Origin of the sequence: Arthrobacter liuii (assembly GCF_014639275.1) — a bacterium.
Taxonomy (GTDB): domain Bacteria; phylum Actinomycetota; class Actinomycetes; order Actinomycetales; family Micrococcaceae; genus Arthrobacter; species Arthrobacter liuii.
This window is the reverse complement of sequence record NZ_BMFW01000011.1, coordinates 19,923-38,976: the sequence shown is the minus strand read 5'-3', so window position 1 is coordinate 38,976 and position 19,054 is coordinate 19,923. Positions and strand designations below refer to the sequence as shown.

The 19,054-nt window shown below is 66.5% G+C and carries 21 protein-coding genes; 12 read left to right on the top strand and 9 right to left on the bottom strand.

The window, feature by feature from the left end; genetic code table 11:
* The first annotated feature begins 21 nt into the window (after window positions 1-21).
* A complete protein-coding gene (locus tag IEW19_RS12635) occupies window positions 22-633 on the top strand; it encodes a phosphoribosylanthranilate isomerase (protein WP_188571982.1) in 612 nt (203 codons plus the stop codon).
* A 94-nt stretch (window positions 634-727) separates the two neighbouring features.
* The gene (locus IEW19_RS12630) at window positions 728-1,144 is read left to right on the top strand and encodes a YccF domain-containing protein (RefSeq protein ID WP_188571981.1); all 417 of its coding nucleotides are present in this window, start codon (window positions 728-730) and stop codon (window positions 1,142-1,144) included.
* Here the strand turns inward: IEW19_RS12630 and IEW19_RS12625 are convergent.
* The 4 genes from IEW19_RS12625 to IEW19_RS12610 form a co-directional block, all read right to left on the bottom strand.
* On the bottom strand, window positions 1,141-1,524 hold the full coding sequence (locus tag IEW19_RS12625; protein WP_188571980.1) for a VOC family protein: 384 nt from the start codon (window positions 1,522-1,524) through the stop codon (window positions 1,141-1,143). The two genes, IEW19_RS12630 and IEW19_RS12625, sit on opposite strands and share 4 nt — an antisense overlap.
* Before the next feature lie 57 nt (window positions 1,525-1,581).
* The gene (locus IEW19_RS12620) at window positions 1,582-2,391 is read right to left on the bottom strand and encodes a 2-phosphosulfolactate phosphatase (protein WP_188571979.1); all 810 of its coding nucleotides are present in this window, start codon (window positions 2,389-2,391) and stop codon (window positions 1,582-1,584) included.
* Complete coding sequence (locus IEW19_RS12615; protein WP_188571978.1) at window positions 2,388-3,254, bottom strand: DUF4031 domain-containing protein; 867 nt, start codon at window positions 3,252-3,254, stop codon at window positions 2,388-2,390. The genes IEW19_RS12620 and IEW19_RS12615 overlap by 4 nt, the downstream gene beginning before the upstream one ends.
* Window positions 3,255-3,379: 125 nt before the next feature.
* Complete coding sequence (locus IEW19_RS12610) at window positions 3,380-4,081, bottom strand: SMI1/KNR4 family protein (protein ID WP_188571977.1); 702 nt, start codon at window positions 4,079-4,081, stop codon at window positions 3,380-3,382.
* A 78-nt stretch (window positions 4,082-4,159) separates the two neighbouring features.
* On the opposite strand from IEW19_RS12610, the gene IEW19_RS12605 reads away from it, so the two are divergent.
* The 6 genes from IEW19_RS12605 to clpB all read left to right on the top strand — a co-directional run bounded on the left by IEW19_RS12605 (window position 4,160) and on the right by clpB (window position 10,725).
* Window positions 4,160-4,570, top strand: a complete 411-nt coding sequence (locus IEW19_RS12605) for a TOBE domain-containing protein (RefSeq protein WP_188571976.1) — start codon at window positions 4,160-4,162, stop codon at window positions 4,568-4,570.
* 29 nt (window positions 4,571-4,599) lie between these two features.
* Window positions 4,600-5,424, top strand: coding sequence for a molybdate ABC transporter substrate-binding protein (modA, locus tag IEW19_RS12600; RefSeq protein WP_229748459.1), 825 nt, complete (start codon window positions 4,600-4,602; stop codon window positions 5,422-5,424).
* A 122-nt stretch (window positions 5,425-5,546) separates the two neighbouring features.
* On the top strand, window positions 5,547-5,981 hold the full coding sequence (locus tag IEW19_RS12595; RefSeq protein ID WP_188571974.1) for an SRPBCC family protein: 435 nt from the start codon (window positions 5,547-5,549) through the stop codon (window positions 5,979-5,981).
* A 55-nt stretch (window positions 5,982-6,036) separates the two neighbouring features.
* Window positions 6,037-6,882 (top strand): ABC transporter permease, encoded by an 846-nt coding sequence (locus tag IEW19_RS12590; protein WP_188571973.1) that lies wholly within the window; start codon window positions 6,037-6,039, stop codon window positions 6,880-6,882.
* Entirely contained in the window at window positions 6,879-7,937 is a 1,059-nt protein-coding gene (locus tag IEW19_RS12585) for a sulfate/molybdate ABC transporter ATP-binding protein (protein WP_188571972.1), read from the top strand. Before IEW19_RS12590 ends, IEW19_RS12585 begins: the two co-directional genes overlap by 4 nt.
* 145 nt (window positions 7,938-8,082) lie before the next feature.
* Window positions 8,083-10,725 carry an ATP-dependent chaperone ClpB gene (gene clpB / locus IEW19_RS12580; RefSeq protein ID WP_188571971.1) on the top strand — a complete coding sequence of 881 codons (2,643 nt, stop codon included), beginning with the start codon at window positions 8,083-8,085 and terminating at the stop codon, window positions 10,723-10,725.
* 44 nt (window positions 10,726-10,769) lie between these two features.
* Here the strand turns inward: clpB and IEW19_RS12575 are convergent, their stop codons facing one another.
* On the bottom strand, window positions 10,770-11,450 hold the full coding sequence (locus IEW19_RS12575) for a septum formation family protein (protein WP_188571970.1): 681 nt from the start codon (window positions 11,448-11,450) through the stop codon (window positions 10,770-10,772).
* A 270-nt stretch (window positions 11,451-11,720) separates the two neighbouring features.
* Here IEW19_RS12575 and IEW19_RS12570 point away from each other — a divergent pair, with 270 nt between their 5' ends.
* Entirely contained in the window at window positions 11,721-11,954 is a 234-nt protein-coding gene (locus IEW19_RS12570) for a DUF3073 domain-containing protein (RefSeq protein WP_188572049.1), read from the top strand.
* Between the two features lie 130 nt (window positions 11,955-12,084).
* On the opposite strand, the gene IEW19_RS12565 is transcribed toward IEW19_RS12570, so the two are convergent.
* The gene (locus IEW19_RS12565) at window positions 12,085-12,885 is read right to left on the bottom strand and encodes an alpha/beta fold hydrolase (RefSeq protein ID WP_188571969.1); all 801 of its coding nucleotides are present in this window, start codon (window positions 12,883-12,885) and stop codon (window positions 12,085-12,087) included.
* A 60-nt stretch (window positions 12,886-12,945) separates the two neighbouring features.
* Here IEW19_RS12565 and IEW19_RS12560 point away from each other — a divergent pair, with 60 nt between their 5' ends.
* Window positions 12,946-13,719, top strand: a complete 774-nt coding sequence (locus IEW19_RS12560; RefSeq protein ID WP_188571968.1) for a VOC family protein — start codon at window positions 12,946-12,948, stop codon at window positions 13,717-13,719.
* Between the two features lie 81 nt (window positions 13,720-13,800).
* Here IEW19_RS12560 and purM read toward each other — a convergent pair whose 3' ends face one another.
* Genes purM through IEW19_RS12545 form a run of 3 tightly spaced genes read right to left on the bottom strand, consistent with a single transcriptional unit; the run spans window position 13,801 to window position 16,985 of the window.
* Window positions 13,801-14,946: a phosphoribosylformylglycinamidine cyclo-ligase gene (gene purM / locus IEW19_RS12555; protein WP_188571967.1), complete on the bottom strand. Its 1,146-nt coding sequence runs from the start codon at window positions 14,944-14,946 to the stop codon at window positions 13,801-13,803.
* Window positions 14,943-16,613 (bottom strand): amidophosphoribosyltransferase, encoded by a 1,671-nt coding sequence (purF, locus tag IEW19_RS12550; protein ID WP_188571966.1) that lies wholly within the window; start codon window positions 16,611-16,613, stop codon window positions 14,943-14,945. Before purF ends, purM begins: the two co-directional genes overlap by 4 nt.
* A gap of 57 nt (window positions 16,614-16,670) precedes the next feature.
* Window positions 16,671-16,985, bottom strand: coding sequence for a hypothetical protein (locus tag IEW19_RS12545; protein WP_188571965.1), 315 nt, complete (start codon window positions 16,983-16,985; stop codon window positions 16,671-16,673).
* 323 nt (window positions 16,986-17,308) lie between these two features.
* On the opposite strand from IEW19_RS12545, the gene IEW19_RS12540 reads away from it, so the two are divergent.
* Both IEW19_RS12540 and IEW19_RS12535 read left to right on the top strand, forming a co-directional pair.
* Complete coding sequence (locus tag IEW19_RS12540) at window positions 17,309-18,415, top strand: S-(hydroxymethyl)mycothiol dehydrogenase (RefSeq protein WP_188571964.1); 1,107 nt, start codon at window positions 17,309-17,311, stop codon at window positions 18,413-18,415.
* Window positions 18,412-19,032 (top strand): MBL fold metallo-hydrolase, encoded by a 621-nt coding sequence (locus tag IEW19_RS12535; protein WP_188571963.1) that lies wholly within the window; start codon window positions 18,412-18,414, stop codon window positions 19,030-19,032. The genes IEW19_RS12540 and IEW19_RS12535 overlap by 4 nt, the downstream gene beginning before the upstream one ends.
* Window positions 19,033-19,054 lie beyond the last annotated feature (22 nt).

The following is a 19,054-nucleotide window of genomic DNA, read 5'->3' as shown; positions in this document are numbered from 1 at the left end:
AACAGCCTGAAGGAGCCGGGAATGTTCGTCAAAGTGTGTGGTCTCAGCACGCCCGAATCGGTCCGCGAAGCAGTGGACGCCGGCGCGGATGCAGTGGGATTCGTCCTCACCGCCAGCCCCCGTGTTGTCTCGCCCTCGCAGGCAGCCTCCCTGCTGGCAGGAGTACCCAACACCGTATTCCCTGTTGGTGTGTTCCGGGATGAGCCCGTTGCCGATGCCATCGCCATTGCCCGGGCGGCGGGCCTGGAATGGATCCAGCTGCACGGCACCCGGTCACGGGCGGACGTGGCGACGGTGCACGACGCCGGCATGAAGCTGGTCAGGGCCATCACCACCGGTGCCGCCCGGGATGAGTTCGAAGACTGGGGAGAGGACCTGCTCCTGGTCGATGCCGCCGTGCCGGGCTCCGGCGAGTCCTGGGACTACGCCTCGGTGGCGGCCCTGCCGGTGCTCCAGGGTCGGAACTGGCTCCTGGCGGGGGGCCTTGACGCGGCGAACGTGGGCCAGTCCTCAGCCGCCGCGCAGGCCTGGGGGGTTGATGTTTCCTCCGGCGTCGAGGCGTCCCGCGGCGTGAAGGACCTGGCCAAGATCCGCGCCTTCGTCCATGCCGCAAAGGCGACTGCCACCGTCTAGGCACTGCCGCCTCTGGCCGCCGGGAAGCGGGATCAGGGCAGGATCAGGGGAATCCCCCACCTTTTTGTCAGTGGGCCGGGGGCACAATGGGTGCATGAAGACACTTCTGAACATTATCTGGCTGGTTTTCGGCGGCTTCTGGCTGGCCCTGGGCTATTTCCTCGCGGGTGTGGTCTGCTGCCTGCTGATCGTCACCATTCCGTGGGGCATTGCCTCATTCCGGATCGCCGCCTACACGCTGTGGCCGTTTGGCCGCATGGTGGTGGACAAGCCCGGCGGCACCGGTGTCTTTTCGCTGCTTGGCAATGTGATCTGGCTGCTGGTGGCCGGGATCTGGATCGCCATCGGCCACGTGGTGACAGCATTCGCTATGGCCGTGACCATCATTGGCATCCCGCTGGCCATCGCCAACCTCAAGCTCATCCCGGTATCCCTGATGCCGCTGGGCAAGCAGATCGTGCCCACCAACAGGCCTTTTGCCAGCCATTACCCTGTGCGCACCTACCGCTAGGCAGAATCGCCAGGCCGCAGGGCGCGCAGCACGCAGAACTCGTTGCCGTCCGGGTCTGCCATGACTACCCAGGTGGCCGCCGCACCCTGGCCCACAGAAATTTGCGTGGCGCCAAGCCCTTCCAGCCTGGCGACTTCGGCGTCCTGGTCTTCGGGCCGGAGGTCCAGGTGCAGCCGGTTCTTGAGTTGTTTCTGCTCCGGGACCCTAAGGAAGATCAGGTCTGGGGCCACACCCTCTTCCGCGCTGCCTGCGGGCGGCTCCAGCACAATCTCGTCGTCCTCTTCATGGGTGCGCCGCCATCCAAGCGCCTTTTCCCAGAATGCCGCGGGAACGCGGGGGTCGGTCGAATCAACGGCGATGGCTTGGATGCGCGGGGTCATCCGTGCAGTGTTGCACCGGTGCCGGGATTCGTAAACCGTGCCACTTCCGGCGCCATTTCAAAGCGGTGAGAATGCCCCGTCCCGCAGGATGGCCACTGATTCGCTTTGGTCCAGTTCCGCGGCGATGTCCACATCCTCGGCGTAGCCGGCGCCGGACAGCTCACGGCCGCTGGAGCAGTGCTGGAGCATCTCGCGCAGGCGCGGTTCGGCGGATTCGTAGACAGCTATGGCCGCCGCTGCCTCCGGCGCATAGCCGTGCCTGCCGTCCCCTGCTTCATAGCCGCCCTTGCCTGCAGCCGCCAGCCCGGCAATGAACGCCCCGGCTCCGATCTGGTCCTCCACGGCAGGGCGAAGTGTTCCGTCCGGCCAGCGCTCACCGGCGGCAACTACCGCCACCACGGCGTCTTCCGGGAGGTTGGCCGCCACCCACTCGGCCGTGGCGGCAGCGTTCCGGAGGCACAGCGCGGCGACCAGTGGCACTTCCGCGGACAGTGCGTGGCACAGTTCAGAACCATTGGGGGACGGCAGGACCACCCGCTGCAATGACCGCGCGGCGCGGAAACTTGCGGGGGAGAGGCTCAGTCCGCCGCCGTCGCGGGGGCCTGCCAACTGCGCGTGGTGGTGGGCGGCGAAGTCCTCCGCGCTGGTGTCCCGCCACCTGTAAGGGAAGACTTGCGCGCCCTTGTCCAGTGCCACGCTGACGCAGGTGCTGAAGGACAGGACATCCACCACCACTGCGATGTCCGCGCCCGGCGCCACCGTCATGGCGCCGTCCAGTCCCCAGTCCAGCCGAACCGCGAAAGGGAGTTGCCGGTGCGCGGCGTTGGCGGAGTACGTGTGCCGCGTGCCGGAGCCGGGTGCGTTCACGCCAGCTCGCTTTCCAGGTTGCGGTGCGCGGCCTCCAGCCAAAGATCCCGTGCCCGCTCATGGTGGAAGAGCGGGTCCAGTTCCAGCAGTTGGCGGACGACGGCGGCCCTGCCGGCTGAGAAGTCGGCGTCACCGATGTGCGCGTAGTCTTTCCGCACGGCGGCAACGTAGCGGGCGTATTCTTCCGGCCCACCACCGAGAATCGAAAGGTCAGCGTCGCAGAGGAGGGCGCCGTCGTCGTCACCCGGTTCAGGCCGGTGATCCGAGGTAAGGCGGACCAGCCGTGCCGTTTCGGCCACCTCCGATGCCGACAGGCCGGAGTCGGCCAGCCGTTTCTCCGCAAGCCGGGCTGACTCCTCCTCATCCTGCCCTGCCGCGCCGCGGTACACGGCGTCATGGAACCAGGCGGCCAGCAGCACTGTCTGCGGCGCCTCCCCCGGTTCGGCGAGGAGGTCCAGCGCCTCCAGCACGGCTAACAGGTGCGTGCAGCCGTGGTAGTGGCGGTGCGGTTCGCTCCACCGGTCCAGCAGGTCCAGGAACAGTGCGTCGTGGCCGGGCATGATGGCCTCCCAGCGGTTCAGTAACGGGACCTTCAGCGACGTGTTACGCCGGCGTGCCGGGATGCGCAGCCCGCTGCCGATAAGTTTGCGGACCAGCACCCTGGCCTCCACCGAAACGGCGCCCGCCGCCACCAGCTCATTAAAGCGACGTTCCGGCACATCGTAATGGTCGCCGTCGAACGCCCGCTCGGGGATGCCCGCAGCAGCGGCGAACGTGTGCAGCTCATCCAATGAAGCATCTGAGACCAGATGCGAAAAGTGGGTTCCGTGGGCAGGCCACAGCGGCGGGTCGATGTATATCAAGTGATCCTTCCCGAGCCCGGAATCTTTCGGCTGTCTGCTGAAAAGATCCTAGCGCCGCTCGGCCGTGTCGTCCCAGCAGTCCGGAATTCCGGACCTCGCGCCGGGAACACCAGACCCGGCGACCCTCAACGTCCCGGAGGAATTCCCCAATGGAGCCTGCCCTCTCTGACGGTGGGCATGAACGACAGCGCGGGTTGGCCGGTTCGCAGGCTCAGCAGAGTATCGGCCAAAAGAGCATCAAGGGATGGCCACATCGCCGGGCGCCAGTCGGCCTCTTCCTTGAAGTATTCGCTTACGCAGCCGTACTGCTGTCCTTTCCTCAGGTCGACGAACAGAAAGTCGCCGGAGCCGTCGTCTGCGACCGGGAGGAAGGATGGGATGAACATGGAAACCCTGGTCCCTGCCTCTTCAGCTTCAGCGTGTGCCGGGTCGTAAGGTTTATGGGGCGTGGGGGCAAGAGCACCGCCGTAAGCCTCGAAGGCGGCACGCAGATTCACGTGAAGCGGCGACCTCTTCTCCTGTTTATCCAGTGCATTTGCTTCCTCTCCCACCCGCGCCCAGACGTCGAGCAACATTTGCCGTGTCTCCTCCGCTTCTTTGAGAGGGAGCGGACGATAGCTCGGGAGGATATACCCTGCAGTTGATGGCTCTGCGCCGTCGAAGAGGCGATAGAGCGTCGACAGGTCTTTGGGCCACCCGTTCGGTGCTGCCTCTTCAAATGAACGTATAAACGCTTCGGGTGCGGGGGCCCGAATGGTCCGGGCGGTTACTGGTGCGTTGGCGCCCAGCCACTCAACAATTTCAGCCCAGGCTTTCCGTGTCCCCATGCGGTGAATCTACCCGCCTCTCCTCTTTTGCGCCACGATGCAGTTCCTGGTGCCGCATCTGCGGGTTAACATCGTCGTATGGCCCTTATTCGCGTTTCTGAAGCTGCCCGTTTCCTGGGCGTGAGCGATGACACCGTCCGCCGCTGGACCGAGCATGGAACCCTCACCCCGCTCAGGGACCCCTCCGGCCGGCTCGCCGTCGACGGACTGGAACTGGCAGCCCATGCGCAGAAGCTGGCCCAGCTGCCCGATGATCCGGGAGGTGGCAACAGCTCGGCCCGGAACCGGCTCGTGGGCCTGGTCACCAACGTCATTACGGACAAGGTGATGGCCCAGGTGGAAATGCAGTGCGGCCCATTCCGGGTTGTGTCGCTCATGAGCAGTGAAGCCGTGCGCGAACTGGGCCTGGAACCGGGCGCCGTGGCCACCGCTGTGGTCAAGGCAACGACGGTCATCATTGAATCGCCCAAGGGACGGGCCACGGCATGATCCTGCCCCACACCCGACGTACAGCCCCCGTGTCCCCGACACGTGTCCGGCCGAATGCCGTCCTGCTGTCCCCCCTGTTGGCTGTCACCGCACTGCTCGTGGCCATCCTCTCCGGCTGCGCCGCCGGCGGAACCGCCCCCGGCGCAACCGCAGGGGAGGGCAGCGGTACGCCCAACGGCACCATCACCGTGTACGCTGCCGCCTCCCTCAAGGCCACGTTCACCGAACTCGCCGGCACTTTTGAAGCGGAGAACCCGGGAACCAGGGTCAGCCTGAGCTTTGCCGGGTCCTCCGACCTTGCCAGCCAGATCAGCCAGGGTGCGCCCGCTGACGTATTCGCATCCGCGGACACGGCCAATATGAAGAAACTGCAGGACGCGGGCCTCGCTGACGGAACGCCCAGGAACTTCGCCACGAACACCCTGGCCATCGCAGTGCCCCCGGGAAACCCGGCCGGAATCGCATCGTTGAAGGACCTGGCGCGGCCGGGCATCAAGCTGGTCACCTGTGCCAGGCAGGTCCCGTGCGGCGCTGCCACGGCGAAAGTGGCCGAGACGGCGGGCCTTACGCTGAGTCCGGTCAGTGAGGAAAACGCGGTCACCGACGTCCTGGGCAAGGTGGTCTCCGGCGAAGCCGACGCCGGGCTTGTCTACGGCACGGACATCAAAACCGCCGGAACCAAGGTGTCCGGCATCCAGTTCACGGAAGCCGGGAGCGCGGTCAACACGTATCCAATTGCGGGCGTCGCCGGCAGCCGCAACAGGGCTGCCGCGCAGGCCTTCCTGGACTTGGTCACGGGTGCGGAGGGCCAAAAGGTCCTGGCCGCGGCGGGATTCGGACCCCCGGGACAGTAGGGCCAGGCCCAGGCACATGGCAGTAGGGTGGGGCCAGGTGCACCGGCAATTGAGCCCGGAGCGCCCTTGAACACCACTCATCCAGTTCCCGGATTTCTTCAGCCCACCACCGGAGGAAACGCATGGCCCACGCAGAGAACGGCATCACCATCAACCGGCCTGCCCATGAGGTATACGCCTTCCTGGCTGACGGCCTGAACAATGCTGCCTGGCGCCAAGGCGTGCAGTCCATCTCCCTCAAGGAAGGCACGGCGGGCCAGTTGGGGGCGGTCTACAGCCAGACCCTGGCCGGGCCCAAGGGCCGCCCGATACAGGGCGACTACAGGATCACGGAGGCCAAGCCCGGCCACCTGCTGGGCTTCGAAGTGGTTGCCGGTCCAGCCCGCCCCACCGGCACCTACACCCTTACCGGGGACGGCGGGAAGACCACCGTACACTTCAGCCTGGACGTTAAACTGCCGCTCCTGATGCGGGTCCTGGACTCGATGGTCACCAGGACCATGGAGTCGGAGGTGGCCCAACTGGCCACGCTCAAGACGGTACTCGAAAGCCGCTGAGCACATCGGGGAGGCAGGTACGGCAGCGGGGATCGGCAGAAGGGCAGGGCACGCGGTGGACACGCAGGCGTACTCCGGCATCCCCGGCTGGGTCCGTGCGCTGGCAGTCCTGGCCGTCGTCGTCGTGGTGCTTCCGCTGCTCGCGATGGTGCTGCGCGTGGACTGGGCGCAGTTCATTCCGCTCGTGACGTCAGAGTCATCGCTGACCGCGCTGGGACTGAGCCTGCGGACCTCGGCAGCGAGCACCCTGCTGTGCATCCTGCTGGGCGTCCCGCTGGCCCTGGTCCTTGCCCGCGACACCTTCCGCCTGCAGGGGCTGCTGCGCTCGCTGGTGCTCCTGCCGCTGGTGCTTCCCCCCGTGGTGGGCGGAATCGCCCTGCTCTACACGTTCGGCCGCCAGGGGCTGCTGGGCCAGACCCTGGACATGCTGGGCTTGCAGATCGCCTTCTCAACCATGGCAGTGGTCCTGGCGCAGACATTCGTGGCGCTGCCCTTCCTGGTGGTGAGCCTCGAGGGTGCCCTGCGCACCTCCGGCTCCCGGTACGAGGCCGTGGCGGCGACGCTGGGTGCACGGCCCGGCACCGTGTTCCGGCGCGTCACGCTGCCGCTCGTCCTGCCGGGGCTGGCGTCCGGCGCCGTCCTCTCCTTCGCTCGGAGCCTGGGCGAGTTTGGTGCCACGTTGACCTTCGCGGGCAGCCTGCAGGGGGTGACCCGGACCCTGCCGCTGGAGATCTACCTGCAGCGGGAAACGGACCCGGACGCCGCCGTCGCCCTGTCGCTGGTGCTGGTGGCGGTGGCCGTCGCGGTGGTTGCCCTTGCCTACCGTCGCCCGGCGGCGGTCCGGTCTGGATCAGGAAAACGGACGACGGCGCCCGCACCGGCACCAGGGAACGTCCAGTGACGTTGTCCTTCCAGGCAGTCGTGGCCGGGCGCGGATTCGACGTGGCCTTGACGGTCCGGCCGGGCGAAACGGTGGCCGTCATGGGGCCCAACGGCGCCGGGAAGTCGACCCTGCTGTCCAGCATTGCGGGTCTGCTGCGCCCGGACAGCGGCCGGGCCGAACTCAACGGCAACACCCTCTTCGACCTCGACGGCGAAAAGCGCACCTGGGCACCGCCGCACCACCGCGGCACCGCCCTGCTCGCCCAGGAGCCACTGCTTTTCCCCCACCTGAGCGCGGTGGACAACGTCTCCTTCGGGCCCCGCAGCGCCGGCGTCCCCAAGCGGGACGCGAAGGATCACGCCCTGCGCCTGCTGGCGGACGTCGAAGCGGAACACCTTGCCGGACAGCGTCCGGCCCAGCTCTCCGGCGGCCAGGCCCAGCGCGTGGCCGTGGCGCGTGCGCTCGCCGCTGATCCTGCGCTGCTCCTGCTGGACGAACCACTCGCAGCCCTTGATATCCACTCCGCCCCGCTCCTTCGCCGCCTCTTCAAGCGGGTCCTGGCTGGGCGCCAGGCCATCATTGTCACGCATGACGTCCTGGATGCGCTGATGCTCGCGGACCGCGTCGTCATCCTGGAAAACGGCAGGATCGCCGAGGAAGGCCCAACCCGGGCCGTGCTGGAACGCCCCAAGAGTTCCTTTGCCGCGGGGCTCGCCGGGCTGAACTTCATTCCGGGCTCCTTGGACGGAGCGGGAGTGCTGACCAGCCAGGGACTCAGGATTGCCGGCCACGAGGAGGAAGCCGGCCAATCGGCCACGCCAGCTTGTCAGGGCGTGGCCGTGTTCCCGCCGTCGGCTGTATCCGTGTTCCTCGACGACGCCCACGGCAGCCCGCGGAACTCGTTCACCGTCACCATCACCGACCTCGAACCCCACGGCGACCAGGTCCGGGTACGGGCCGGCAGCCTGGCCGCGGACATCACGCCGGCAGCCTCCGCGGACCTGGGCCTTGTGCCGGGCATGTCGGTGCACTTCGTGGTCAAGGCCGCCGCCGTGTCCGTGTACGCGACGTAGCGCCGGGACTCGGGATTTGAGCCGTCAGGACCTCCGGCTCTGGACAGCGGTTTCGCCGTGGGCAAACATGGCTTGTGGACCTCGCTGCGCAAAGTTGAGCGTAGTACACTCAACTTAGTCAACAAGCCCCCGAAAGGAGCTCTCTTTGGACGTCAAATTCACCACCAAGAGCCAGGAGGCTCTTTCGGCCGCGGCGATGAACGCCTCCACCATCGGAAACCCCCAAGTGGAGCCGGCCCACCTGCTCAAGGCGCTGCTCGACCAGCGGGAGGGCGTTGCCGTCGCGCTGCTGCGCGCCACCGGCGCGGATCCGGACGCCGTGAGTGTCCAGGCCAGCAGCGCCATCAAGGCCCTGCCCGCCACGTCGGGAGGCTCCACCCAGCAGGCGCAGCTGTCCCGCCCCGCCCTCCAGGCCATCCAGAACGCCAAGAATGAAGCCGACCGCCTCGGTGACACCTTCGTCTCCACCGAGGTCCTCCTCCTGGGCCTCTCTGCCGGAAGCGACGCCGTCGGACGCTTAATGCGCGACGCCGGCGCCTCCCACGAGGCCCTGCTCGCCGCCCTGCCGGGTGTCCGCGGCGACGGCAAGGTCACCAGCCCGGACCCGGAGAACACCTTCCAGTCCCTGGAGAAGTTCGGCACGGACCTGACCGCCATGGCGCGTTCGGGCAAGCTGGATCCGGTGATCGGCCGCGACGCGGAAATCCGGCGCATCGTCCAGGTCCTCAGCCGCCGCACCAAGAATAACCCCGTCATCATCGGCGAGCCCGGCGTTGGCAAGACGGCCGTCGTCGAAGGGCTGGCGCAACGCATCGTGGCCAACGACGTCCCGGAGAGCCTCCGCGGCAAGACCCTGATTGCACTCGACCTTGCCTCCATGGTGGCCGGAGCCAAGTACCGCGGTGAATTCGAGGAGCGGCTCAAGGCTGTCCTGGAGGAGATCAAGAACTCCGAGGGCCAGATCGTCACCTTCATTGATGAGATCCACACTGTGGTGGGGGCGGGCGCCACCGGAGAGTCCTCGATGGATGCCGGCAACATGCTCAAGCCCATGTTGGCCCGCGGCGAGCTGCGGCTGATCGGTGCCACCACCCTGGACGAGTACCGCGAGAACATCGAGAAGGACCCGGCGCTGGAGCGCCGGTTCCAGCAGGTGTACGTGGGCGAGCCCAGCGTGGAGGACACCATCGGCATCCTCCGTGGACTCAAGGAGCGGTACGAGGCGCACCATAAGGTCACTATCGCCGATAACGCCCTGGTTGCGGCGGCCACACTTTCCAACCGGTACATCTCCGGGCGGCAACTGCCGGACAAGGCCATCGACCTGGTGGACGAGGCAGCCTCCCGGCTGCGCATGGAAATCGACTCCGCTCCTGAGGAAATCGACCAGCTCCAGCGGGTAGTTGACCGCCTGACCATGGAAGAACTGGCGCTGGCGGACGAGAAGGACGAGGCCTCCGTGGAACGCTTGGCGGCCCTCCGTGCGGACAAGGCCGACAAGACCGAAGAGCTCAACGGACTGAAGGCGCGTTGGGAAGCCGAAAAAGCAGGCCTGAACCGGGTGGGTGACCTCAAGGCCAAGCTGGACGAACTCCGCTCCGCGTACGACAAGGCCGCCCGCGAAGGCGACCTGGAGACCGCCTCCCGCGTCCTTTACGGCGAGATTCCCGCGCTTGAGCGGGAGCTGAATGCCGCGGCAGCAGCTGAAGAGGCGGTGACGGACAAATCCGCGCAGATGGTGGCCGAACAAGTCACCGCTGACGACATCGCCGAAGTCATTTCCGCATGGACCGGCATCCCCGCCGGCCGCATGCTGCAGGGTGAAAGCCAGAAGCTGCTCCACATGGAGGAGGAGCTGGGCCGGCGCCTGATTGGCCAGTCCAAGGCCGTGACCGCCGTGTCCGACGCTGTCCGGCGCGCGCGGGCCGGCATCAGCGACCCGAACCGGCCCACCGGCTCGTTCCTGTTCCTGGGCCCCACCGGCGTGGGCAAAACCGAGCTGGCCAAGGCCCTGGCGGACTTCCTGTTCGACGACGAACGTGCCATGGTGCGCATCGACATGTCCGAGTACGGGGAGAAGCACAGCGTCGCCCGGCTGGTCGGGGCGCCTCCGGGCTACGTGGGCTACGAGGAAGGCGGGCAGCTGACTGAGGCCGTCCGCCGTCGTCCGTACTCCGTGGTGCTGCTGGACGAGGTGGAGAAGGCGCACCCGGAGGTGTTCGACATCCTCCTGCAGGTGCTCGACGACGGCCGCCTCACCGACGGGCAGGGCCGCACCGTGGACTTCCGCAACGTGATTCTGGTGCTGACCTCCAACCTGGGTAGCCAGTTCCTGGTGGACCAGTCCCTGGACGCCGGGGCCAAGCGCAACGCGGTCATGGCCACCGTGAACGCGTCCTTCAAGCCGGAGTTCCTCAACCGGCTCGACGAAGTGGTGCTGTTCGACGCCCTCACGGTGGAGGAACTGGCCCACATCGTGGAGCTGCACGTGGAAGAGCTGGGGCGGCGGCTGCAGGAGCGGCGGCTCACCCTTGAAGTCACCGACGGCGCCAAGGCCTGGCTGGCACTGTCCGGCTACGACCCCGCATACGGCGCCAGGCCGCTGCGCCGCCTGGTGCAGCGTGAGATCGGCGACCGGCTGGCCAAGGGCATCCTCGCCGGTGAAATCAGCGACGGCGACACCGTGGTTGTCGACACCGCCGCGGACCTCGGCGAACTCACCGAGGGCAATGTCGATGCGCTGACCGGTGCCCCAAGTTCCGGGCTTTCAGTGCGGCGGAAGGACTAGCCGGCTGGTTCAGGCGCTGGTGTGCTGCCCTGGCGGTCAGGCCGTCAGGGCAGCACGCTTGCGTTGATCACATTGCCGTGGTCGGCCGTGACGTAGCAGTCCACCCTGCGGTCGCCGGATCCCCAACTGGTACTGCTGGGGAAGCTGCGCTGGTAGTTGAGCTGGAACTGCTTCGCCGCCGGACCGAGTTTCGCTGCCTGGCACACCTCCAGCGCTTTAGCCTTGAGCGAATCTGCGCCCGGGTAGCCGGCGCTGTCCGGGTAGTGGAGGGTGGCCACAAGCTGCGCCGAGTGCCCCGTATCGCACGGCACCACGGTGGACGTCAGGGCCTGGGGATCAAAATCCTTGAAGCAGTCACCTACCGCGTACGCAGCCGGGGCAACCCCGTCCCGGGGGAGCGGCTGGGGAGTAGCGGGCGGTGTTACAGCGGTCTGAAGCACGCCCGGCGCCTCACTCTTCGCAGTATCTGCGCCGGGGGCGGAGTTCAGCCACACGGCAAGCCACGCCAGCGAACCCGCAACAGCCAGGATGACGACGACGAGGAACGCCTTCCAGAACGCCGGCCTCCTGTTGGCGTGCCTGTCCGGTGCGGGGTCTTGGCGCTGCTGGGACCAGGTAATGGATTCGGGAGCTGGGGCTGAAGCACCGTCCCCGCCCGGGACCTTGGGTAGGCTTCCGGTCCGCGGCGGCGTGGCGGGTTTGGGCGGGATGTCCTGGTGGTTCACGGGTGCGCATCCTCCTGGGTTTTGGTCCACGGCTCGCCAAAGGCCAGACAAAATCGGCAGTTCTCATGTGACTCTACCGAAGAAAAATGCCGGAATCCCGCGGGTGGAGGTGCGTCATGGTACCCCACGCGGCAGTCCGGCAGGTCGGCGGCAAGCGGGGCCAGCCGAAAGCATGTAATCTAGGTGTACGACAAATTGACCAAACATTCCGGGGCCTCACCGATCGCCAAGGTGACCACCTCCGGTCCAAGTACAAAAGGGGGTCACGCCATGGGGCGCGGCCGTCAAAAGGCAAAAGCTACCAAGCAGGCTCGGGACATTAAGTACTACTCCCCGAACACTGACTACTCAGCACTTCAGCGTGAGCTGACGGGCCCGGGCAGTCGTACAACGAGCCATTACGCGAATGAACCGGTTGAACCGGACTATTCGGCTTATGTGGATAAGTACGCGGACGATTTGGATGACGATGACGACGAGGTAGACAACCGTCGCATCGGCTAGCTGTCGCAAGCTTGCGGCATGGTAGTCCGCCTACCATCCTTTGGCCTTCGCCACAGTGCTTCCTTTGCGGCACCACCAGTGCTGACCTCGGTCAAAAGGCCCGTTGGGGCATGCCCGTCTGGGGTGTGTCTCAACGGGCCTTTTCGGCGTCCGTGGCTGTGGTCCGGGCACGCCTGATGGGCATCAATGTTTGTGGTGGTCCTTCGGCTGCCAGAAATGGAAGAATCAGGCCGGTGAGCGTGGCGGGCTGCTCCAGCGGCAGCGCGTGCGACGCCCCCGGAACTACAGCCAGCTGCCCGTTGGGCAATGCCTCGTACAACGAGACGGTGTGCGGCAGGGCCACCAGGTCATCGTCGCCTGCCACCACCAGCACCGGCTGCTGGATCCGGGCAAGATCTTCCGTGGTGAGGCTGGGCTCCGTTCTGGTGAGCTGCATGGACTTGCGGATCACTTCCTCCAAGTGCCCCGGCCCGTCAGGAGAGCGCTCAACGTAGGCCCGGCCAAGCTCCTGGAACACCGGGGAACCCGGGTCCAACTCGACCGGCTGGATACCGTCCACATGGTAGTTGGTGCCGATGACAACCAGTTTCGCCGCAAGGTCCGGCCGTTGGAGCGCCACGAGGAGGGCGATGATGCCGCCATCGCTCCACCCAACGAGATGGGCGGGGCCACCGGCCACTTTTTCGAGTACGCTGACCGCCTCCCTGGCCATGCCGGCGTAGTGGAATTCCGCAGCAGTGTCTGCGGTATAACCGTGTCCGCGACGGTCGAAGGCGATAACGCGGTAGTGCTCCGACAGCCCGGGCCCGAGGGTGGCGAGAAGGGCATCGCTGTTGCTGAGGCCGCCATGCAGCAGGAGCAGGGGAGCGGCGCCCCCACCCAGGTCCTCAACCCATGTCGGGTGTCCGTCAATGTCAACAAGGCCGGCCATATTCGCTATTGTGCCCCTGCCGCTCGTTGCTGCTCAAGGGGTCCGTGTAGCGTGGGTCCCATGTCAAAAGCTGAGGGATACCGTCAGGGCGAGCCCTGCTGGGCGGATCTGCAGACCCCCGATGTTGCGGCCGCCAAGGACTTTTACAACCGGCTCTTCGGCTGGACCTACCAGGACTTTCCCACCCCGGACGGACGCAGCTACGCGCAGGCCTTTGTCCGCGGGCAGCTCGTGGCCACCATCGCGCCGCAAAATTCCTTGCAGCTGCAGGCCGGCACCGCCGCAAAGTGGAACATCTATTTCGCTGCCGCAGACGCCGCGGAGCTGCTCGAGGAAGCCAGCCACGCCGGGGGGACCGCCCAATTCGGGCCGGAGAAGGTGGGCGACACCGGTGTCCTGGGCTTCTTCGCCCCTCCCGGCGGCGGAACCACGGGACTCTGGCAAGCGGGAAGCCACTTTGGCAGCCACCTGTTCAATGAGCCGGGCGCGCTGGCGTGGGCGGCACTCTTCACGCCCGAGCCACAAGCCGCCGTCGGCTTCTTCCAGCAGCTTTTCGGGCATGGGGTCACCGAGTACCCCCAGGACGACGGCGGCAGCTACAGCACGCTGCTCATCGACGGCCGTGAGGTGGCCGGCGTTGTTCCTGCCGATGAAGGCGACGAGGCGGACTGGCAGGTCTACTTTGGCGTGGCTGATGTTGCAGGGGCGGCAGCGGCGGCGCATGCAGCGGGCGGCGAGGTCCTCGTGGAGCCGGATGGCCGCCCGGTTGACGGTTCACTGGCCACAATCCAGGACCCGCAGGGCGGCATCCTCAACCTCATCCAAACCGCCTAGCCACCCTTAAAGACATCGAGTGCTCCGTAAACGCCGTTCTGATGGTCCAAAAGGGCAGTTGCGGAGCACTCGAAGAAGGCTTTACGCGTAGGCGTTGACCAGGCGGACCGCACCGCCGTCCACGCCCTTGGCGCCCTGGACGTAATCCGGGCCGGACTTCAGGATGGAGCCTGAATCGTCGCTGACCGTGCCCATGATCCAGGACGGCAGTCCCCGTTCGTTGAGGCGCGCCACGGCGGCATCTGCGGCGTCGGGGGAGACGATGGCCACCATGCCCACGCCCAGGTTCAGCGTGCGCTCAAGGTCGGCCAGTGGGACATTGCCCAGCTCGGACACCAGTTTGAAGATGGCTGGCAGCTCCCAGGTGGCGCGGTCCACCGTGGCCACCAGGCCCCGCGGCAGGACGCGGGCCAGGTTGGCGGCAAGGCCACCACCGGTGACGTGGCTGAAACCGTGAACCGCCGCGCTGGCGCTGACCGGGAAGGTGCGGGCCAGGTCCAGGCAGTCGGCCGCGTAGACGCGCGTGGGTTCCAGGAGTTCCTCGCCCAGCGTGCGGCCGAGCTCGGAGACCTGGCGGTCCAGGGCCCAGCCGGCGTGGTTGATGACCCGGCGGACCAGGGAGTAGCCGTTGGAGTGCAGGCCGGAGGAGGCCATGCCGATCACCACGTCGCCAGCGCGGACGCGGTCCGGGCCCAGCAGGGCATCGGCTTCGACAACACCGGTGGCTGCGCCGGCGACATCGTATTCGTGCTCGCCCAGCAGGCCGGGGTGCTCGGCGGTTTCGCCGCCCACCAGGGCGGTGCCGGCCACGGAGCAGGCGGCCGCGATGCCGCGGACGATGTCCGCGATGCGTTCGGGGACCACCTTGCCGCAGGCGATGTAGTCGGTCATGTAGAGCGGCTCGGCGCCCACCACCACGATGTCATCCACCACCATGCCCACCAGGTCGAATCCGATGGTGTCGTGGATGTCCATGGCCTGGGCGATGGCAACCTTGGTGCCCACGCCGTCCGTGGATGTCGCGAGCAACGGCTTCTTGTAGGTCAGCAGCCGGGAGACGTCGTAGAGGCCGGCAAAGCCGCCCACCCCGCCGATCACCGAGGAGTTATGGGTCGCCTTGACAGCGTCCTTCATGAGCTCGACGGCGCGGTCCCCGGCTTCAACGTCCACGCCCGCGGAGGCGTAGGTGATGCCGGAGTTTTCTGCGGCGGTGTTAGCGGAAGTCATACGGACTCTTTCTTGTCGGCGCTGGTGGCGGCGGGTACGTCGGGCACAAGGTCGGCTTCGGTCAGCAGGTTCTCGAATTCGGAGTCCGGGCCCGGATCGCAACCGGTGGCACCGGCCTTCTCCGCCGGGTCCTCCGCGGCGTCGACGGCCAGCGCGGCAGTTTGGCCCGGCAGCGCGGACGGGGACGGCTTCAATCCGCCCAGGTCGGTACGTTCCAGCAGGTTCTTGCCCAGCTTGTCTGCGTCCGGAAGCTTGATGGGGTACTTACCGGTGAAGCAGGCGGTGCAGAGACGCTCCCGCGGCTGCCGGGTGGCACCGATCATGCCGTCCTCGGAGATGTATGCCAAAGAGTCTGCGCCGATGGCCTGGGAGATCTCTTCGATGGTGGCGCCGTTGGCGATCAGCTCTGCCCGGGAAGCGAAGTCGATGCCGTAGAAGCAGGGCCACTGCACCGGCGGCGAGGAAATCTTGACGTGCACGGCGGCGGCGCCGGCTTCCCGGAGCATCCGCACAATGGCGCGCTGGGTGTTGCCGCGGACGATCGAGTCATCCACCACCACCACGCGCTTGCCGCGGATCACGGACTCGAGGGCGTTGAGCTTGAGCCGGATGCCCAGCTGGCGCAGGGTCTGCGAGGGCTGGATGAACGTGCGGCCCACATAGGAGTTCTTGACGAAGCCGTGCGCGAACGGGATGCCGGATTCCTCGGCGTAGCCCACTGCGGCGGGGGTGCCGGATTCCGGGACGGGAATGACGATGTCCGCCGACTGGGTGTTTTCGCGGGCCAGCTGGCGGCCCATCTCCACGCGGGACTCGTAGACGGAACGCCCCGCGATGGCGGCGTCGGGGCGCGCAAGGTAAACGTACTCGAAGACGCAACCAGCCGGCGTCGGCTCCGCAAACTTCTTGGACCGCACACCATCCTCATCGATGGCGATGAATTCGCCCGGCTCGATCTCCCGGATGAAGCTGGCGCCCACGGTGGCCAGGGCGGACTGCTCGGAGGCGACCACCCAGCCGCGCTCCAGCCGGCCCAGGACCAGCGGGCGGATGCCGAAGGTGTCACGTGCGGCGTAAAGGGTGCCCTCGTCCATGAAGACGAAGCAGAAACCGCCCTTGATCTTGGGGAGCAGCTCGGTGGCGGTCTCTTCCAGGGTCTTGCCCGGCTCGCCCTCAAGCAGTGCGGTGACCAGGGCGGTGTCGGAGGTGTTGCCCTGCTTCATCTCACCGGTCAGGTTGCCGCCATTGCGTTCGGTGATCATGGCGTTGAGTTCGGCGGTGTTGGTCAGGTTGCCGTTGTGCGCCAGGGCCACTGTGCCGGTGGCGGTGGCGCCGAGGGTGGGCTGCGCGTTGGCCCAGTGGCTGGCGCCGGTGGTGGAGTAGCGGCAGTGGCCCACGGCCAGGTGCCCGGTTAGGGTGTTCAGGGTGGTCTCGTCGAAGACCTGGGACACAAGGCCCATATCCTTGTAGACGTTGATCCGCTTGCCGTCGCTCGTGGCGATGCCAGCCGACTCCTGACCGCGGTGCTGCAGTGCATACAGCCCGTAATAGGTAAGTTTTGCTACTTCTTCGCCCGGAGCCCAGACGCCGAAGACGCCGCAAGCGTCCTGCGGGCCTTTTTCGCCGGGGAGAAGATCATGGGAAAGTTTTCCATCGCCGCGTGCCACTGGTCGATTATCTCACGAGATGCGGTAGGACTTTTCCGGCCGGCGGTTTGTGACCTGCTAGCCCTCCTGGTCCGTGTCCGGCTCCGAATCCGGAACGGCCTCCACTACGGCCCGCTGTTGGCGCTTGACGCTGCGGCGGTCCAGGACCAGCGCCAACACCGCACCAAGGATGGCGCCGCCCCCGCCGAACATGATCAGGAAGAACCCGAAAACCGAGCCGGGATCAAAGCTGGGGTCCCCGGGCAGGGCGTACGCCACCGCTGCCGCCGCAGCAACACCCACCAGTGCACCCAGGACCAGGAAGGGAACGTACTTGGGCGCACGGCGGACGTTAACTTCGGGGCGCCCGGCGGGGGTTTTTTCAAAAGCCATGCCATCCAGCCTACTGCTGGAGTTTGTGGACTGGTTACGGGACTTCCGGCCCCGCTGTAGGCCCTGTTATCTGTCTAAAAACTCCACCGAAAGGGGTCAGGAAGGGTGCTTCTTCTGAGCTGCAACTGATATATCTATTGACACGAAGTGTGTGCGCTGTCATATTCCGCAGTAGGCGCCATGTGCAACGCGTTGTGTATTACGCAATTAATTGGGCCCCAGCGGCGGGATGACATGGTCCCCGGGCACGGTCTGTCAGCTAGATTGGCACTTGGTGCCGACTCACCGGATCCGGCAGGGTCCAGGAAAGGAACACAAGAACCATGGTCCATAAAGTTCAAGCTGTCGTTGTCCGGGAGAAGAACGCTCCGGTTTCGCTGGAGACCATCCTGGTGCCGGATCCGGGTCCGGGGGAGGCCTTGGTGGACATCCTAACCTGCGGCGTCTGCCACACCGACCTGCACTACAAGCAGGGCGGCATCGGCGATGACTTCCCGTACCTGCTGGGCCACGAGGCCACCGGCGTGGTGAGCGCTGTGGGCCCCGATGTCACCTCCGTGGCTCCCGGTGACCGCGTGATCCTGAACTGGCGTGCCGTGTGCGGGGAGTGCCGGGCGTGTGCCAAGGGCCAGCCGCAGTACTGCTTCAACACCCACAACGCCGCCCAGAAGATGACCCTCGAGGACGGCACCGAACTCTCCCCGGCCCTGGGCATCGGCGCGTTCGCGGAGAAGACTCTGGTCGCTGCCGGGCAGTGCACCAAGGTTGATCCCGAGGTGGATGCTGCGGCCGTTGGCCTGCTGGGCTGCGGCATAATGGCAGGCATTGGCGCGGCGATCAACACCGGTGAGGTCAAGCGCGGCGAGTCCGTGGCAGTGATCGGCTGCGGCGGCGTGGGCATCGCCGCGATCGCCGGCGCAAAGCTGGCGGGCGCGACGACGATTATCGCCGTTGACATCGACGACAACAAGATCGCGATGGCCAGGTCCCTCGGCGCCACCCATGGCGTGAACTCCAAGCAGGAGGACGCGGTGGAAGCCATCCGTGCCCTCACCGGAGGCAATGGGGCGGATGTGGTGATTGACGCCGTCGGCCGTCCTGAAACGTACAAGCAGGCGTTCTACGCCCGCGACCTTGCCGGCCGCGTGGTCCTGGTGGGCGTCCCCACCCCGGAAATGACGCTGGAGCTCCCGCTGCTGGACGTCTTCGGCCGCGGCGGTTCGCTGAAGTCCTCTTGGTACGGCGACTGCCTGCCCTCCCGGGACTTCCCCATGCTGGTGTCCCACTACAAGCAGGGCAACCTGGACCTGGACGCGTTCGTGTCCGAGCGGATCACCATCGACCAGGTGGAGGAAGCCTTCGAGAAGATGCACGAGGGCAAGGTCCTGCGTTCTGTGGTTGAGATCCAGTCGGCGGGGGCGCCTGCATGAGCGTCACCATTGAGAACCTGGTCACCTCGGGCACGTTTTCGCTCGACGGCGGCACCTGGGATGTGGACAACAACGTCTGGATCGTGGGCAACGACGAGGAGTGCGTCATTATCGACGCGCCCCACGACGCCGCCGCGATCATCAGCCAGGTGGGCAGCCGTAAGGTTCAGGCCATCCTGCTGACGCACGCGCACAACGACCACATTGGTGCCGCGCGCGAGGTTGCGGATGCGCTGGGCGCGCCGATCTATCTGAACCAGGAGGACCTGGTGCTCTGGGAACAGGTGTACCCGGATGCCAAGCCGGACCGCTACCACTCAGACGGCGACGAGTTCCAGGTGGCCGGGGCAACCCTTCGTGCCATTCACACGCCGGGCCACTCACCGGGATCCACGTGCTTCTACCTGGAAAGCGAAGGGACCGTATTTACCGGAGACACGCTGTTCAACGGCGGCCCGGGCGCCACCGGCCGGTCGTACAGCGATTACCCGACCATCCTGACGTCGATCCGCGGACGCCTTCTCACGCTGCCGCCCGGTACCGTGGTCCGCACCGGCCACGGCGAAAACACCACCATCGCCGCGGAGCAGGAGACCCTGGCCAAGGTCCCGCACTAGCCAGCGGAAGAGCAAAGCAATT